Here is a 15,960-nt window from a genome sequence, read left to right on the forward strand (position 1 = left end):
CTCAAACCACCTCTCGCAGGCGCTCGCCGACTAGCTCCAGCTGCACCAGGGCGCCATGGCCGACCTCGACCTGCAACAGCTGCTCCCGTGGCAAACCTCGGGCACGCGCCAGCAGCAGGCGCATGACGCCGCCATGGGTGACCAGCAGCACGCGCTTGCCCGCATGCAGCGAGCGCAGCCGCTCGATACCCGCCAGCACACGTTGTTCGAAGGCGCTCACCGGCTCGCCACCAGGCGGCGTATAGGCATAGGGGTCGGCCCAGAAGCGCCCAAGCTCGTCTGCCTGGGTCTGCATGATCTGCAGCGCGCTGCGCCCCTCCCACTCGCCGAAATGCAGCTCTTGCAGGTCGGCTTCGCGCTGCACCGGCAGCCCAAGGCGCACGCCCAGTTCATCGGCGAACCGCGCACAGCGCTGCAAGGGCGAGCTGACCAGCACCTGCCAAGGCCCGCCTTCGCCCACGGCCTCGCGCATCTGCGCCCAGCCTTTGTCGGTCAGGGCGTCGTCGAGGCTGCCGCGCAGGCCGCCGCCCTGCTCGGTTTCACCGTGGCGCAGCAAATCGAGGATCATGCCGGGCGGTCCGCCACCGCCGCTTCGGCGAAGGTCGCCATCTGCCCGTGCAGGGCACAGGCCAGGCGCAGCAATGGCACCGCCAGCGCCGCACCGCTGCCCTCGCCCAGGCGCAGGCCCAGGGCCAGCAGCGGCTCGGCGTCCAGCGCCGCGAGCAAGGCCTTGTGGCCCGGCTCAGCGCCTTGGTGGGCGAACAGCAGCCAGGCCCGGCATTGCGGGTTGAGGCGCACGGCAACCAGTGCCGCGACGCTGCAGATGAAGCCGTCCACCAGCACTGCGATGCCCTGCTGCGCACACGCCAGGTAGGCGCCGGCCAGCGCGGCGATCTCGAAGCCGCCGACGCAGGCCAGGGCCTGCTCGGGCTGGTCGGCGCGCAGGCCGTGCAGCACCAGGGCACGCTCGATCACTTCGGCCTTGTGCCGCACCCCAGCGGTGTCCAGGCCGGTGCCGGGGCCGCTGAGGTCGCGCGCCGGGCAACCCAGCAAGGTGCTGGCCAGCGCCGCGGCGGCCGTGGTGTTGCCAATGCCCATCTCGCCGCCGATGAACAGCTGTGCGCCGTTTTGCCCGGCGCGCAATGCGCTGTCACGGCCCGCTTGCAGCGCGGCCTGCAGCTGCGCATCGGTCATCGCCGGCTGGCGTGCGAAGTTGGCGGTGCCGGCGCCCAGGCGCAGGTGGCGCACCCCGGCCAGCTCCAGCTGCGGGTCGATGGTGCCGAGGTCGACCACTTCGAGGCTGGCCTGCAGCTGGCGCGCCAGCACGCTGATCGCCGCACCACCGCCGACGAAATTGCGCAGCATCTGCCCGGTCACCGCCTGCGGGTACGCCGAGATGCCCTCCTCGACCACGCCGTGGTCGCCGGCAAAAATAGTGATGGCGACCTGATCCAGGTTCGGCCGCTCACAGCCCTGCAGCCCGGCCAGCGTCACCGCCAGGCCCTCTAGCTGGCCAAGCGAACCTGCGGGTTTGGTCAGCTGCTGCTGACGGGCACGGGCCTGGTCCATGGCGGCGTTGTCGAGGGGTTGGCAGGCGTCACGCCACCAGGGTTGGTTCATAGTGCAGGTCCTTTGAGCATCAGAGGCAGGCCAGCGACGGTCAGTACCACGCGCTGGCAACGTTCGGCCACGGCCTGGTGCAGCTCGCCGGCCAGGTCGACGTAACGCCGGGTCAGTTCGCCCATGGGCACCACGCCCAGGCCGGTTTCGTTGCTGACCAGTATCACGGTGCCGGGCAACTGCGCCAGGCACGCCAGCAGCGCGTCACGCTCCTGGGCCAGGCGCTGCGGGTCTTCGAGCATCAGCAGGTTGGTCAGCCACAGGGTCAGGCAATCCACCAGCAGGCAGCGGCCTTCGGCGGCTTCGGTGCGCAGCACGCTGGCCAGCGCCAAGGGTTCTTCGACCAGCCCCCAGTGGGCGGGCCGGCGCTGGCGGTGCAGGCGCACCCGTTCGTTCATTTCACCGTCCAGGGGTTGGCTGGTGGCGATGTAGGTCACTGGCAGGCCGCTGTCGCTGGCCAGCTGTTCGGCCAGGCGGCTCTTGCCCGAGCGGGCGCCGCCGAGGATCAGGTTGAGCATGTCAGGCGGCTCCGCACAGTTGGCGCAGGTATTCGGTATCCAGGTGCTGCTCGACCAGGTCGGCCAGGCGTTCGATGTCGCGTTCGCGCAAGGCTTGGTAATCGATGGGCTGCACATCGGCCAGGCCCGCCCAGCGCAGCAGTGCGGCGCACGACTGGCGGCCTTCGAACAGGCCATGCAGGTAAGTGGCAAGGATCTGGCCATCGGCGCTGATCGCACCATCTGCGCGGCCATTGGCAAGCTGCACGGCGGGCTGCTCAAGCGCCGTGCCCGTGGTCACGCCGGCATGGATTTCGTAGCCGGCCACTGGCGAATCTTCCAGGCTCAAGGTGCCGGCGACATTGCGCAGTTGCTTGTCGGCTTCGAGCACCGTGGCGTAGTCGAGCAGCCCAAGCCCCGGGCTTGAGCCGGCCGGCCCTTCCAGGCCGAGCGGGTCGTGCACTTGCTGGCCGAGCATCTGCAGGCCGCCGCAGATGCCGATGAGCTTGCCGCCATAGCGCAGGTGCCGAGCGATGGCCGCGTCCCAACCGCGCGCGCGCAGTTGCACCAGGTCGCCGCGCACGCTCTTGGAGCCCGGCAGGATGATCAGGTCGGCCGGCGGGATCGGCTGGCCAGGGCCGATGAACTGCAAATCCACCTGGGGGTGCAGGCGCAGGGGGTCGAAATCGGTGTGGTTGCTGATGCGCGGCAGCACCGGGACGATGACCTTGAGCACGCGCTCGTGCTTGCTGCCCTGGCGCACGTCGATGCCGTCTTCGGCTTCCAGGTGCAGGTCGGTGACGTAGGGCAGCACGCCCAGCACCGGTTTGCCGGTACGCGCTTCCAGCCAATCCAGGCCGGGCTGCAGCAAGGCGATGTCGCCGCGAAAGCGATTGATGACGAAGCCCTTGACCCGCGCCTGCTCGCTCGGCGACAGCAGCTCCAGGGTCCCGACCAGGTGGGCGAACACGCCGCCACGGTTGATGTCGGCGACCAGGATCACCGGGCAGTCGACCGCTTCGGCAAAGCCCATGTTGGCGATATCGCCCGCACGCAGGTTGATCTCCGCCGGCGAGCCGGCCCCTTCGACCATCACCACCGGGTAGGCCGTGCTCAGGCGCTGGTGCGAAGCCAGCACGGCTTGCATGGCGATGGCCTTGTAGTCGTGGTAGGCCACCGCATTCATGCTGGTGACCGCACGGCCGTGGATGATCACCTGGGCGCCGGTGTCGCTGTTGGGCTTGAGCAGCACCGGGTTCATGTCGGTGTGCGGCGCCAGCCGGCAAGCCTGGGCCTGCACCGCCTGGGCGCGGCCGATCTCGCCGCCGTCGGCGGTCACCGCGCTGTTGAGCGCCATGTTCTGCGGTTTGAACGGCACCACGTTGATGCCCTGGCGCAGCAGCCAGCGGCACAGGGCGGTGACCAGCGTGCTCTTGCCGGCATCGGAGGTGGTGCCTTGCACCATGAGGGTGGTCATGCCGTTTCCTTCTGATAGGCGGCCAGGGCCTGGGCCAGGCGCTGTTCGTCCGCGGCGCAGGCGGGCAGGCCCAGGCGCACGGCAGCGGGCTGCTCGAACAGGCGCACGAGGATGCCGCGGCGGGCGAGAAAATCATGCAGGTGCGCGGCCCGCTCGCTGCGCACGTACTGGAACAGGTCGCAGCCGCCGCTGGGTGCCAGGCCATGGGCCTGCAGCAAGGTGGCCAGGCGCTGGCTGGCCTCGGAGCAGCGGGCGATCTGCAGCTGATGGGTAGCTTGGTCGGCGAAGCAGGCCTGGGCCACGACCCGCGCCGGGCCACTGACGGTCCACGGCCCAAGCCTGTCGGCCAGGCGCTGCAGCAAAGGCTGTTCAGCCATCACGCAGCCCAGGCGTACCCCGGCCAGGCCGAAGAACTTGCCGAACGAACGCAGCACGATCAGGCCAGGGCGCTCGGCGCAATCCACCACGCTGTATTGCGGTGTGTTGTCCATGAACGCTTCGTCGACCAGCAGCCAGCCGCCGCGCGCGGCCAGGCGGGCATGCCAGTGCAGCAGGCGCTCGCGGGGCACGCGCAGGCCGGTGGGGTTGTTGGGGTTGACCAGCACCAGCACGTCGAGGCTGTCGAGGGCCGCCTCGACCTCGGCTTCCTGCAGCTCGACCAGGCTATGCCCGGCGCGCTGCCAGGCCTGCGGGTGCTCGGCATAGCACGGCGACAACACCCCGACCCGGCCGCTCGGGCGCAGGTGCGGCAATGCCTGGATCGCCGCCTGGGAACCGGCCACCGCCAACACCTGATGGGCCCGATAATAGCGGCAGGCCGCAGCTTCCAGGCCGTCGTCCGTTTCCGGCAGGCGCGCCCAGGCCTCCACGGGGATGGCCGGAATCGGGTAAGGCCAGGGCGCGATGCCGCTGGACAGGTCCAGCCAGTCTTCACGGGCAATTGCGTAGTGCCGTATCGCCCGCAGCAGGCGGCCGCCATGTTCAAGCATCGAGGTACGCTCCCAGGCAAATCAGCAGCAGCCACAGCCACACGCCGCGCTGCACCAGGCTCCAGCCGCGCTCGATGGCGTCGGCATCGGCCATCGGCCCCTCGCCCAGGCGCGGGCGCTCGTGCAGCTCGCCGTGGTACACCGCCGGGCCGCCGAGCTCGACGGCCAGCGCACCCGCACCTGCGGCCATCACCGGCCCGGCATTGGGGCTGTCCCACAACGGCGCCTGCTTGCGCCAGCAGGCCAGCGCCAGGCGGGTCTTGCCGAGCACTGCGTAGGTCAGCGCCACCAGCCTGGCGGGAATATAGTTGAGCACGTCGTCGATGCGTGCCGCGCACCAGCCAAAGCGCTCGAAGCGCTCGTTGCGGTAGCCCCACATGGCATCCAGCGTATTGCTCAGGCGGTACAGCACCACCCCGGGCGCGCCGGCGACGATGAACCAGAACAGCGCGGCAAATACCGCATCGCTGCCGTTCTCCAGCACCGATTCGGTGGCCGCCCTGGCCACGGCGGGCTCATCCAGCTCGCGGGTTTCGCGGCTGACCAGGTAGCCCACCCGCCGCCGTGCCTCTTCCAGGTCGCCCTGGCGCAAGGCATTGGCCACCGGCAGCACGTGCTCGCCAAGGCTGCGCAGGCCCAGCGCGCAATACAGCGCCAGCACGTCCACCAGCCAGCCGATGTAAGGCAGCCAGGACAGGATCAAGGCCACCAGGGTCAAGGGCACCACGGCCAAAAACCAGGCGCTCACGCCATGGCTGCGCCAGCCACGGCCACCGGCGTTCAGGCGCCGCTCCAGGCTCGCGGCAAAGTTACCAAAGGCCACCAGCGGGTGGCGCCGCTGCGGCTCGCCCAGCAAGGCATCCAGGGCCACGCCGGCCACGGTCAGCAAGGCCACGCTCATGGGCGCTCTCCCCATTGGTTTTCGAACAGCATGTCACCCAAGGGCCGTTCTTCGGCCCAGTGTTCCAGCGCCAGCATCGGCGCCGGGTAGAACGCCGCCACCGGCCCCAGGCACAGCACCGCCACCGGCTTGGCGCCCGCCGGCATGCCGAGCAGCTCGGCCAGCGCCAGCGGGTCGAACAGCGATACCCAGCCCATACCCAACCCTTCGGCCCGGGCTGCCAGCCACAGGTTCTGGATGGCGCAGGCCAGCGAGGCCAGGTCCATTTCAGGCAAGGTGCGGCGGCCGAAAATATGCGGTTCGCGGTTGTCCATCAAGGCCGCCACCAGCACTTCGGCGCAGTCGTTGATGCCTTCGACCTTGAGCTTCATGAAATCGTCCGAGCGCTCGCCAAGGGCCTCGGCAGTGCGTGTGCGCTCCTGCTCGACCAGCGCCTGGATGCGCTGGCGCAGGTCACGCTGGCTGATGCGGATGAAGCGCCAGGGCTGCATCAGGCCGACGCTGGGCGCCTGGTGCGCGGCGGCCAGCAGGCGGCCGAGCAGTTCGGGGGCGACCGTGCCGCCGGCGAAGTGGCGCATGTCGCGGCGCTCGCCGATCGCCCGGTAGATCGCGGCGCGCTCGGCAGCGCTGAAAGCGTGTTCGCTCATGGTTGCAGCAGCGCCGCCGTCGCATCGGGGTTGGAGGGGAAGTAGAAGTGCACGTAGGAGGCGGTCAAGCGCCCCAGGCGGTAGACCGCCTCGTTGCCGCGCCCGCCATTGGGGCTCAGGCCGCGGGCGATCGGCGCAAGTTCGGTGCTGGTCAGCGAATGATGGTAGGTGTGCCCGCGCAGGGTGCCTTCCGGCAGTTCCACCGCCTGCAGGGCCAGGGCGGCCAGGCGCTTCTGCATGGTCGCTTCGCCCGCCAGCAGGCCGAGCAGTTCGGCGCGCTCGCCAGCCACATCGGTCAAGGCATCGAGCAGGTAGAGCATGCCGCCGCATTCGGCCAGCAGCGGCTTGCCGGCCTCATGGTGGGCGCGGATCGCCTGGCACATCGGCGTGTTGGCGGCCAGCGCGTGGTGGTGCAGCTCGGGGTAGCCACCGGGCAGGTACAGGCTGTCCACCACCGGCAGTTCGCGGTCGTGCAGTGGCGAGAAGAACTCGAGCTGGGCGCCGAGCTGGCGCAACAGGTCGAGGTTGGCGCCATAGATGAAGGCAAAGGCTTCGTCCCGCGCCACGCCGATGCGCACCCCGGCAAGCGATGCGCGCCAGGCCTGCGGCTCGGCTTCGGCGAAGCTCACCGGCGGCGGCAAGGCCGCATCGCAACTGGCGCCCAGGGCCTCGGCGGCAGCGTCCAGGCGGGCATCCAGGTCATTCAGTTCGCTGGCCTGCACCAAGCCCAGGTGGCGGCTGGGCAGCTCGATGCCGCGTTCGCGCGAGAGGCCGCCATACCAGCGCAAGCCCTCGGTCAGGCTGCCTTCGAGCAGTTGCGCATGGCGCAGCGTGCCAACCCGGTTGGCCAGCACGCCGGCGAACGGCAGGTCGGCCTGGTAACGCGCCAGGCCCAAGGCCAGGGCGCCGAAGGTCTGGGCCATGGCGGTGCCATCGATCACCGCCAGCACCGGCACGCCGAAGTGGCGAGCCAGGTCGGCGCTGGACGGCGTGCCGTCGAACAGGCCCATCACCCCTTCGATGAGGATCAGGTCGGCCTCGCCGGCTGCTTCCCACAACAGGCGGCGGCTTTCCTGGGCGCCGATCATCCACAGGTCGAGCTGGTACACCGGCGCACCACTGGCGCGCTCGAGGATCATCGGGTCGAGAAAGTCCGGCCCGCACTTGAAGACCCGTACCTTGCGCCCGAGGTTGCGGTGCAGGCGTGCCAGGGCGGCGGTGACGGTGGTCTTGCCCTGGCCGGAGGCGGGTGCGGCAATCAATACGGCCGGGCAATGGCGGGGTTGGCTCACAGTTCCACGCCCTTCTGTGCGCGGATACCGGCCTGGAAAGCGTGCTTGAGCATGCCCATCTCGGTGACGGTATCGGCCAGCTCGATCATCTCGGGCTTGGCCGCGCGGCCGGTGACGATCACATGCTGCATCGGCGGCCGGGCCTGGATGTCGCCGAGTACCTGGTCGAGGTCGAGGTAGCCGTGCTTGAGGGCGATGTTCAGCTCATCGAGCACCACGAACTGCACCGAGGGGTCCTGCAGCAGCTGGCGCGAGACGGCCCAGGCGGCTTCGGCGGCGGCGATGTCGCGCTGGCGGTCCTGGGTTTCCCAGGTGAAGCCCTCGCCCATCACGTGGTAGCGCACCTGTTCGGGGAAGCGGCGGAAGAATAGCTCTTCGCCGGTGCTGTTGCGGCCTTTGATGAACTGCACCACGCCACACTGCATGCCATGGCCCAGGGCGCGGGTGAGCATGCCGAAGGCCGAGCTGCTCTTGCCCTTGCCATTGCCGGTCAGCACCAGCAGCAGGCCGCATTCGTTAGGGGAATTGGCGATGCGCTCGTCGATGATCGCCTTCTTGCGCTGCATGCGCGCCAGGTGGCGTTCGTCGCGGTCGGTGGTTTCGCTCATGGGGTTCTCCGCAGGCTGGCGCCACGCAAGCGGCGGCGACAGGTCGATAGGCGGGCAGACGGAGAACGCGCAGGGCCGCGGCGGCTGGCCACGGTGCACCGCGCATCACCCTCCGTGATGCCGTTGGCAGTATCAGGCCGGTCTCCGGGCTCGTGAGCGGGCCTTGGCCCCAGCCTGCGCGCCTTCCCGGATGCTGGCATCCAGTGGCCCTGCGCGGCCTTTGTACTCACCTACCGTTGCGGGGGCAGCGCCGGAATCGCACCTTTGCGGCGCCCACCGGCTTCCCAGTTTCACCCTGCCCAGACGGGGCTGGCGGGGCACCTGAAACACGCGCGAAGGTTAGAGGGTTGAATGGGGAGCGTCAATCGAACCGGGGCGATTTCACCCAGCCCAGCGCCGGCTGGCCGACGATGGGCTGTGCGCTTCAGCGGCGCGGTGCCTTGGACGCCTGCACCGTTACTGCGGGAAGAAACGTTGCGCCAGCGCCGGCGTGCGAATACGTGCACGGTAGGCGGCCAAGTCGAACGCCAGACCGGTGCGCAGGTCGTACACGGCGCCTTCGGCAGGCTTGCTCACCTGGCCGAGCGTCACCAGGATGAAACGGTAGTCGACGCCGTGCACCTGCTCGATCTTGTCGATGCGAAAGTAATGCCCAGGCAGGAACAGCGTCTCGGCTTCGTCCCAGTACAGCGAGAAGGCACTGACCGGCGTGCCGTCATGGTAGTGGCCGGCCGGCAGCCCGAAAATCACCGAACTGTCGTCGAAGGTGCGCGCCGTCGCGCTGCCCTGGCCCGTGACTTGCGACGCGAAGTCGGTGGCTTTGTACGGGTTTTCGGTAAACGAAGTCAGGTCGCTATTGACCAGCACATCGCCGACCTTCAAATGACCGCTGCGGTATAACCGGCCGCCCGTGCCGCGCGACACATGCCCGCCGCGGTACAGATTGACGGCGTTGCTCTTGGGCAGGCGGTCGAGCGAGTCGGCCAGGTTGCCCAGGTAGCTGTCTTCGTCACCGTAGTGATAGACACCATGGCGCAACACCTCGTTAACCCTCGATTCATCGCTGGTGTAGTACTCGATCAGCGAGTTGTAGTACTCGCGCTGATAGCGATAGGAGTATTCGGGCAAGCCGTGGACCATGACGCAATCCAGGCCGTTGCCATCCAGGTCCGGGCGCTTGTCGGCCGCAAGCGTCGGAATCATCCAGGTTTCGAGCAGTTTTTTCTGCCGCCGCAAGGCGCCGGCGGACAGCCTGCTGCTCTGGGTGCCGTCAGCCGTGGCGTAGACATCCCAGAACGGCGAGCCGATGTCAGCCACGTCAGCGATCGGCGATGAGCCGCCGCCCCGCAGGCCCGGTGCAACCAGTAGCTCCCATTGCCCATTGGCATTCAGGCGCACCGGCAACAGTGGCCCGAAGGCATAGGGGTTGTTGTTGGGCACGATCAGCCAGCAGGACAGTTCGTGGCTGTAGCGCACATGAAAGGACAACCCGTTCAGGGTGATCCAGCAAATGCCGTCATCGCTGACACCGACGCCTCTGAGCCGGCCCGCCTGCCCCACCTCGCCGGTCAGCAGCACGTTGCTCTCCTGCCCCTCGAGCGGCAGTTGCGCCGGCTGCGCTACCTGCCAGTGCTCCAGCGAAACGCCGGACTCGTGTGGCGCAGCGGGCCGCGCCAGGGAGGCGAAGCTCGATTGAAAGCCGAAGTCGACCATGTTGAAGGCCGCGAGCACGCTGTCGAGGATGGCCGTGCGCAGCGCTTCCCTGCGGCTTTGATCGTCGCCGGCACGTGCGGCGGCCTGCACATCCAGGCCGACCTTGGCCACGCTGGCACCGAGCAAGGCCAGCGACATCGGCCAGCCCAGCGGCGCGAAACCACCGAACACCTTGAGAAAGGCGGCGAGGTAGCCACGCCAGATCGCGTTGCGCAAATCCGCATTGTTGGTCATCAAGCTGGCGGTTTCGCGCAGCTCGCGGGCAACCAGGCCAATCAGGTAGGTGAACATGTCTTGCGTGATCGGGCGCTTCAGGTAATTGAGCAACGCCAAAGCGGCCTGCTCCGAGGCGCTGCTGGCAATGCCCTGCAGATGCGTTGCCACCGCGTGGGTGCGCGCAGGGTCACGTGCATCGCCATAGGCTGCCGCCTTGAAGGCGTCGAGCTTTTGGCTGTCCTGCAGGTGTTCACGCAACCAGCAGGCCATGGCCAGGGCCGAGCCGAACGCCCTGAGCGCTTCCCCGGCCCAGGGCAGATACAGCACCACCCGCCCATCGGCGGCTTCCAGGCTGTACATGCAGCCGCCATCCGCGGGGTCGAGCACATAGCGACTGAGCGTCAAGGTACTGGTGGTGCTGTCGCGCTCAAGCGTGGCCAAGGTGGGTAGTTGATCGGCCGGCAAGCCATCGGCGATCAACGCTCGCAGGCGCTCGCCGTCATCGCGGGTAATGCGCGCGGCAGCCAGAGCCTCGGCGATATGGCCAAGCAGGCAGATCTTGGCCAGGACGCGAAAATGCTGGCGCTGGGTGGTCAGAAAGTGCTCGACCTTGGCGCGATAGGCCACGGCGAAATCCAGTGCCCACAGGTCACTTTGCACATCGCTGCCCAGCATGCCCACTTCGTTGTGGGTATCGAACTGCAGGGCCTGCGGCCCCTGCCGGTAGAAGCCGCCATAGACCGCCAACTGGTCCGGCGCCTGCTGAAAGGCCGCGTCGAAACGATGCACCACCAGCTCGGTGAGATGCATGGACTTGCTGGGCGGCCCTCTGTGTTGCCAGCCCGTGAAGCTGGTCGAACTGCTGGCACTGGTGCCTTCGAACTGGTGCCACCAGACGAACCGCGGGTCTATCCGCTTGCCGGTATGGGTAAGCAGGATGCGCCTCGCCTGCTCGGTTGCCAGCACGCTGGGGTCTGGGTATTCACGGACGATTTCCTCGATCAGGTCGGTGAGAGGCCGCAGGGCCTGCGAGGCATCGAGCTGGCGTTCGATTGTTTCATTGACGGTGTTCATCACCCACTCCAAAGCCATCTGCATAGGGATGGCCATGCTGGACAGGGCAACGAACGGCTGGCAGTAGATGTGTAGGGCGCCCATGCAACGCGGTGTCGATTGAACCTGGCAGCGCTGGCGCCCCTCACAATCAATACAGACCTGCTCGCGAGGGTGGCACACATGAACGGATCCGCAATCACGAAGGTGTTGTTGCTGGTCGCCAGCCTCGCAGGCTGCGCTGAAACCGCGCAGCTGCAGGTCGCCGACGGCAGTGGCCCGACACCTCGCCTGCCAGCACCGAACAACACCCTAATACCGACCGTGAACATCGCGCCGGCGGTGGGCTGGCCCCAAGGCGCCAAGCCCAAGGCCGCGCCTGGCACGCAAGTGACGGCGTTCGCCAGCGGCCTGGACCACCCCCGCTGGCTGTACGTGCTGCCCAATGGCGATGTGCTGGTGGCCGAAACCAATGCCCCGGCTAGGCCCGACGAGGGCAAAGGCATACGGGGCTGGGTAATGGGCAAGGTGATGCAGCGTGCAGGGGCCGGCGTGCCCAGTGCCAACCGCATCACCCTGCTGCGCGACGCCGATCATGACGGCGTGGCCGAAACCCGCAGCACTTTCATCGAAGGGCTCCACTCACCGTTTGGCATGGCGTTGGTGGGCAACGACTTCTATGTCGCCGACACCGACAAACTGCTGCGTTTTCGCTACGTGCCAGGGGCCACGCAGATCCGCGAGGCCGGCACCCAGGTCACCGACTTGCCCGGCGGCCCGCTCAACCACCACTGGACCAAGAACGTGATCGCCAGCGCCGATGGCAAGAAGCTGTACGTGACGGTGGGCTCGAACAGCAATGTCGGCGAGAACGGGCTGGACCAGGAGCAAGGCCGCGCGGCGATCTGGGAAGTGGATGCGGCCAGCGGCGCCCATCGGGTTTTCGCTTCAGGCTTGCGCAACCCCAATGGCCTGGCCTGGGAACCACGCAGCGGCGCGTTGTGGACTGCGGTCAACGAGCGTGACGAGATTGGCAGCGACCTGGTGCCGGACTACATCACCTCGGTCAAGGATGGCGGTTTCTATGGCTGGCCCTACAGCTACTACGGGCAGCATGTCGATCAACGCGTGCAGCCGCAAAACCCGCAGAAGGTCGCCCAAGCCCTGGTGCCGGACTACGCCGTCGGCCCGCATACCGCCTCATTGGGCCTGGCGTTCGCCGAACCGGGTGCACTGCCGGCGCCCTTCGACCACGGGGCATTCGTCGGCCAGCACGGTTCGTGGAACCGCAAGCCGCACAGTGGCTACAAGGTTATTTTCGTGCCGTTCGACAGCAGCGGCAAACCCAGCGGGCAGCCGGTGGACCTGCTCACCGGCTTTCTCGACAGTGATGCCAAGGCCATGGGGCGGCCCGTTGGGGTTGCCAATGACAGGCGCGGTGGCGTGCTGGTGGCAGACGATGTCGGCAACGTGGTGTGGCGGGTCAGCAAGGCGCCGTAGCGCCTGGCGTGATCAGGGGTTCTGGGCCAGATGGCCCTGGGGGATGACCCGCTTTGCCTGCAGGTAGGCCTTGGCCCAATAGCTGTTGGACAGGTAGTCCAGGCGGACCGTACCGCCGGTCGAAGGTGCATGCACGAAGCGGCCCTCGCCCACGTAGATACCGGCGTGGCTGACCTGCGAACCACCGCCGGTGGCGAAGAATACCAGGTCACCCGATTGCAGCGATTTCGCGTCCACGGTCGGCGCGCGCATGACGATCATCTCGCGCGTGGAGCGTGGCAGGCTGATACCCGCCGCATCGCGGTAGACGTAGCCGATCAGGCCGCTGCAATCGAACCCGGAATCCGGCGTGTTGCCGCCCCATCGGTAAGGCGTGCCCACCAGGCCGATCGCGCGGATCAGCACGTCGTCGGCAATGGGCGAGCCATCGGGTTGGCTGTAGGTGACCTTGGGCTGCACCACTGGAGCGGGTGCAGGCGCACGGCTGGAACAGGCAGCCAGCAATGCCACCAAGGAAAAGAATGCGAAACGCGCCATTATCGCCATGGCCAGAACATCCTGTCTGAGACCGCACGGCCGCAGCCGAAAAGAGTTGAGAATTTAGATTAGACGCTTTCTGTAAATGCGCACGGCGGCGAGCTTTTTAAGCTCGCCGCCGTGGGAGAATATAGCATTTTGCTATCAGTTGCGCGCGATATCGCTGGTCGGCGCCATGGCCAAGGCACGCTTGGCTTCGATGAAGGTCTTGCTCCAGTAGCGGTCACCGAGGTTGTCGATGCGCACGCCACCGCTGCGGCGGCTGCTGGAATGGATGAACTGGTTGTCACCCAGGTAGATGCCGGCATGGCTGACGCGGCCACGGCCGTTGGTGCTGAAGAACAGCAGGTCGCCTGGCTTGAGCTTGTTGCGGGCTACCTTGGGCGCGTCGACGTTGATCATTTCGCGGGTCGAGCGCGGCAGGTTCATGCCAGCTTCCTCGCGGAACAGGTAGCCGATGAAACCGCTGCAGTCGAAGCCCGCCTCGGTGGTACCGCCAAAGCGGTAGCGGGTGCCGATCAACGACATGCCGCGCTCGAGGATACTGTCGGCCAGAACCGGCAGTTGGTACGGCTTGCTGCTGGAGAAGGCCTCCAGGTCATCTTCGGTTGCCTGCTCTTCTTCACCGAATACCGACGAAGCAGAAGCCTTGGCTTTGATGGCCGCCTGGCTGGCGACCGGGGTGTGATCCTGGGGCTGGGAAACCGGGCCTTGGGCCGCGCAGCCGATCAGCAGGGTCACGAGTGCGAGTGGCACGAGGGGTGCGAAGCGCTTGAGCATGGGCACGACCGTGTCTGTAATCCTTTAGAAGGGGGAAACTATGCCTTCTATCGGGACCATTTGCAAATTTTATCGAAAAAGATGTGACTTTTTCGTTTTGCCGCTCAAAGCCCTGTAATCACGGGGTTTACCAGCCGAGCGTTTCCTTCAGGAACGGGATCGTGAGCTTGCGTTGTGCCTGCAAGGACGCCTGATCGAGGCGCTCGAGCAGGTCGAACAGTGCGCTCATGCTGCGGGTACCGCGGGTGAGGATGAAATGGCCGACTTCGTCGGTCAGGTGCAGGCCACGGCGCGAGGCACGCAGCTGCAGTGCGCGCAGCTTGTCTTCATCGGACAGGCCACGCATCTGGAACACCAGCGCCAGGGTCAGGCGCGACTTGAGGTCGGGCAGCTTGATCGGCAGCTCGCGCGGCGAAGCCGAGGCCGCCAGCAGCAGGCGCCGGCCGCTGTCGCGCAGGCGGTTGAACAGGTGGAACATGGCCTCTTCCCAGTCCGCCTTGCCGGCGATCACGTGCAGGTCATCGATGCACACCAGCTCGTACTGCGCCAGGTAGTCGAGCAGCTCCACGCCACGCTCGAGCAACTGCGCCAGCGGCAGGTACACGGCAGGCTCGCCGCGCTGCTGGAAGCGGTGGGTGGCAGCCTGCAGCAGGTGACTGCGGCCGACACCCTGCTTGCCCCACAGGTAGATGAGGCTCTCGGTCCAGCCGGCGTCGGCTTCGCAAAGCCGCTCGACATAGCCCAATGCCGCGGCATTGGCGCCCGGGTAGTAGTTGATGAAGGTGGCGTCGTCGCGCAGACGCACACCCAAGGGCAACTGGATCGGTGGTTTCATGCTGGCGGGCGGTCGGGAGGACCACAGGGGGCCTTAAATGAACGGTGTGCAAAGTCTATACCCGCAACGCGGGTGGGCACAATCGCGCAGGCACATAGCACAAGCAAAATCAACGAGTTGCAGTGGACGGGGCGGCGCTGCAGCCCTTTCGCCGGCAAGCCGGCTCCCACAGTGGGAGCACCGTCGTGCCGGCGAAAGAGCCGCAACGCGGCCCCGCTGTCACAACTCAGGGTCGATATCCCCGGCATACATGTCCGACTCCTTGTACAGGTCATGCACATGGCGCAGCAGCACCATGATCACCGCCGCCACCGGCAGCGCCAGCAACACGCCGGTAAAGCCGAACAGCTCGCCACCGGCAAGGATGGCGAAGATCACCGCCACCGGATGCAGGCCGATCCGGTCGCCGACCAGCAGCGGCGTCAGCACCATGCCTTCCAGCGCCTGCCCGACCATGAACACGGCAACGATGCCCAGCATCGGGTAGAGATCCCCGCCAAACTGGAACAGCCCGGCCACCAGCGCCGCGCCGATGCCGATGATGAAGCCCATGTACGGCACGATGGCCGCAAGGCCCGCCAGCATGCCGATCAGCAGGCCCAGCTCCAGCCCCACCAGCATCAGGCCGGCGGAGTAGATGACGCCCAATGCCAGCATCACCATCAACTGGCCACGCACGAACGCCCCCAGCACTTCATGGCACTCACCGGCCAGGCCCACCACCTGCGCCTCTCGCTGGCGCGGCAGCAGGCTGCGCAGCTTGGCCATCATCACGTCCCAGTCGCGCAGCAGGTAGAAGCCCACCACCGGGATCAGCACCAGGTTGGCCAGCCAGGCCATCAGCGCCAGGCTCGAGGCAGTGGCCTGGGACAGCACGATGCCGACGATGTCGGTGGTCTGGCCCATGTGCTCGCCAATCGCGGCCTTGATCTTGTCGAACTTCCAGAAGCCATCGGCCAGGCCCAGGCGGTGCTGTACCCAGGGCAGCGCCACATGCTGCAGCCAGTCGAGCATCTGCGGCGCCAGTTCGTACAGGCGCAGCAACTGCTTGGCCAGCATCGGCACCAGCACCAGCAGCAAGGCCAGCAGGATGAGGGTGAACAGGCCGAACACCACGACCACGCCCCAGGTACGTGAAAGCCCCAGGCGCTCGAGGCGATCGACCAGCGGATCGGCCAGGTAGGCGAGCAGGATGCCGATCAGAAACGGTGAAAGAATGTTGTGCAAGCTATAAAGAAGCACGGCAATCAGCAGGGCTGCGCCCAGCCAGATCCAGCGACGGGTATCGAGCATGT

15 protein-coding genes and 1 riboswitch are annotated in these 15,960 nt (G+C 67.1%); of the genes, 1 reads left to right on the forward strand and 14 read right to left on the reverse strand.

What is annotated here, in order from left to right; all coding sequences use genetic code 11:
- Position 1: 1 nt before the first annotated feature.
- The 10 genes from cobC to ACIPG5_RS15520 form a co-directional block, all read right to left on the reverse strand.
- Positions 2-568, reverse strand: a complete 567-nt coding sequence (gene cobC, locus ACIPG5_RS15475; protein WP_401376113.1) for an alpha-ribazole phosphatase family protein — start codon at positions 566-568, stop codon at positions 2-4.
- The gene (gene cobT / locus ACIPG5_RS15480; protein ID WP_286915318.1) at positions 565-1,620 is read right to left on the reverse strand and encodes a nicotinate-nucleotide--dimethylbenzimidazole phosphoribosyltransferase; all 1,056 of its coding nucleotides are present in this window, start codon (positions 1,618-1,620) and stop codon (positions 565-567) included. Before cobT ends, cobC begins: the two co-directional genes overlap by 4 nt.
- Positions 1,617-2,138, reverse strand: coding sequence for a bifunctional adenosylcobinamide kinase/adenosylcobinamide-phosphate guanylyltransferase (gene cobU, locus ACIPG5_RS15485; protein WP_176515670.1), 522 nt, complete (start codon positions 2,136-2,138; stop codon positions 1,617-1,619). Before cobU ends, cobT begins: the two co-directional genes overlap by 4 nt.
- Position 2,139: 1 nt before the next feature.
- On the reverse strand, positions 2,140-3,594 hold the full coding sequence (locus ACIPG5_RS15490; RefSeq protein ID WP_401376117.1) for a cobyric acid synthase: 1,455 nt from the start codon (positions 3,592-3,594) through the stop codon (positions 2,140-2,142).
- Entirely contained in the window at positions 3,591-4,583 is a 993-nt protein-coding gene (cobD, locus tag ACIPG5_RS15495; protein ID WP_401376119.1) for a threonine-phosphate decarboxylase CobD, read from the reverse strand. Before cobD ends, ACIPG5_RS15490 begins: the two co-directional genes overlap by 4 nt.
- Positions 4,576-5,484 carry an adenosylcobinamide-phosphate synthase CbiB gene (cbiB, locus tag ACIPG5_RS15500; RefSeq protein WP_176515673.1) on the reverse strand — a complete coding sequence of 303 codons (909 nt, stop codon included), beginning with the start codon at positions 5,482-5,484 and terminating at the stop codon, positions 4,576-4,578. The genes cobD and cbiB overlap by 8 nt, the downstream gene beginning before the upstream one ends.
- A complete protein-coding gene (gene bluB, locus ACIPG5_RS15505) occupies positions 5,481-6,131 on the reverse strand; it encodes a 5,6-dimethylbenzimidazole synthase (RefSeq protein WP_176515675.1) in 651 nt (216 codons plus the stop codon). Before bluB ends, cbiB begins: the two co-directional genes overlap by 4 nt.
- The gene (locus ACIPG5_RS15510; protein WP_401376123.1) at positions 6,128-7,423 is read right to left on the reverse strand and encodes a cobyrinate a,c-diamide synthase; all 1,296 of its coding nucleotides are present in this window, start codon (positions 7,421-7,423) and stop codon (positions 6,128-6,130) included. Before ACIPG5_RS15510 ends, bluB begins: the two co-directional genes overlap by 4 nt.
- Positions 7,420-8,031 (reverse strand): cob(I)yrinic acid a,c-diamide adenosyltransferase, encoded by a 612-nt coding sequence (gene cobO / locus ACIPG5_RS15515; protein WP_401376126.1) that lies wholly within the window; start codon positions 8,029-8,031, stop codon positions 7,420-7,422. Before cobO ends, ACIPG5_RS15510 begins: the two co-directional genes overlap by 4 nt.
- 117 nt (positions 8,032-8,148) lie before the next feature.
- Positions 8,149-8,371: riboswitch (cobalamin riboswitch) on the reverse strand.
- A gap of 116 nt (positions 8,372-8,487) precedes the next feature.
- Positions 8,488-11,118, reverse strand: a complete 2,631-nt coding sequence (locus ACIPG5_RS15520) for a dermonecrotic toxin domain-containing protein (protein ID WP_401376129.1) — start codon at positions 11,116-11,118, stop codon at positions 8,488-8,490.
- Positions 11,119-11,196: 78 nt separating this feature from the next.
- Here ACIPG5_RS15520 and ACIPG5_RS15525 point away from each other — a divergent pair, with 78 nt between their 5' ends.
- Positions 11,197-12,513: a PQQ-dependent sugar dehydrogenase gene (locus tag ACIPG5_RS15525; protein ID WP_401376131.1), complete on the forward strand. Its 1,317-nt coding sequence runs from the start codon at positions 11,197-11,199 to the stop codon at positions 12,511-12,513.
- Positions 12,514-12,525: 12 nt separating this feature from the next.
- Here ACIPG5_RS15525 and ACIPG5_RS15530 read toward each other — a convergent pair whose 3' ends face one another.
- The 4 genes from ACIPG5_RS15530 to ACIPG5_RS15545 form a co-directional block, all read right to left on the reverse strand.
- Positions 12,526-13,059, reverse strand: a complete 534-nt coding sequence (locus ACIPG5_RS15530; RefSeq protein ID WP_176515683.1) for a C40 family peptidase — start codon at positions 13,057-13,059, stop codon at positions 12,526-12,528.
- A 135-nt stretch (positions 13,060-13,194) separates the two neighbouring features.
- Entirely contained in the window at positions 13,195-13,830 is a 636-nt protein-coding gene (locus ACIPG5_RS15535) for a C40 family peptidase (RefSeq protein WP_176515685.1), read from the reverse strand.
- A 127-nt stretch (positions 13,831-13,957) separates the two neighbouring features.
- Positions 13,958-14,665, reverse strand: coding sequence for a DnaA regulatory inactivator Hda (hda, locus tag ACIPG5_RS15540; protein WP_145193312.1), 708 nt, complete (start codon positions 14,663-14,665; stop codon positions 13,958-13,960).
- 219 nt (positions 14,666-14,884) lie between these two features.
- The gene (locus tag ACIPG5_RS15545; RefSeq protein WP_176515687.1) at positions 14,885-15,958 is read right to left on the reverse strand and encodes an AI-2E family transporter; all 1,074 of its coding nucleotides are present in this window, start codon (positions 15,956-15,958) and stop codon (positions 14,885-14,887) included.
- Between the last annotated feature and the right edge of the window lie 2 nt (positions 15,959-15,960).

Origin of the sequence: Pseudomonas sp. NPDC087029 (assembly GCF_044745345.1) — a bacterium.
Classification (GTDB): Bacteria; Pseudomonadota; Gammaproteobacteria; order Pseudomonadales; family Pseudomonadaceae; genus Aquipseudomonas; species Aquipseudomonas faucium.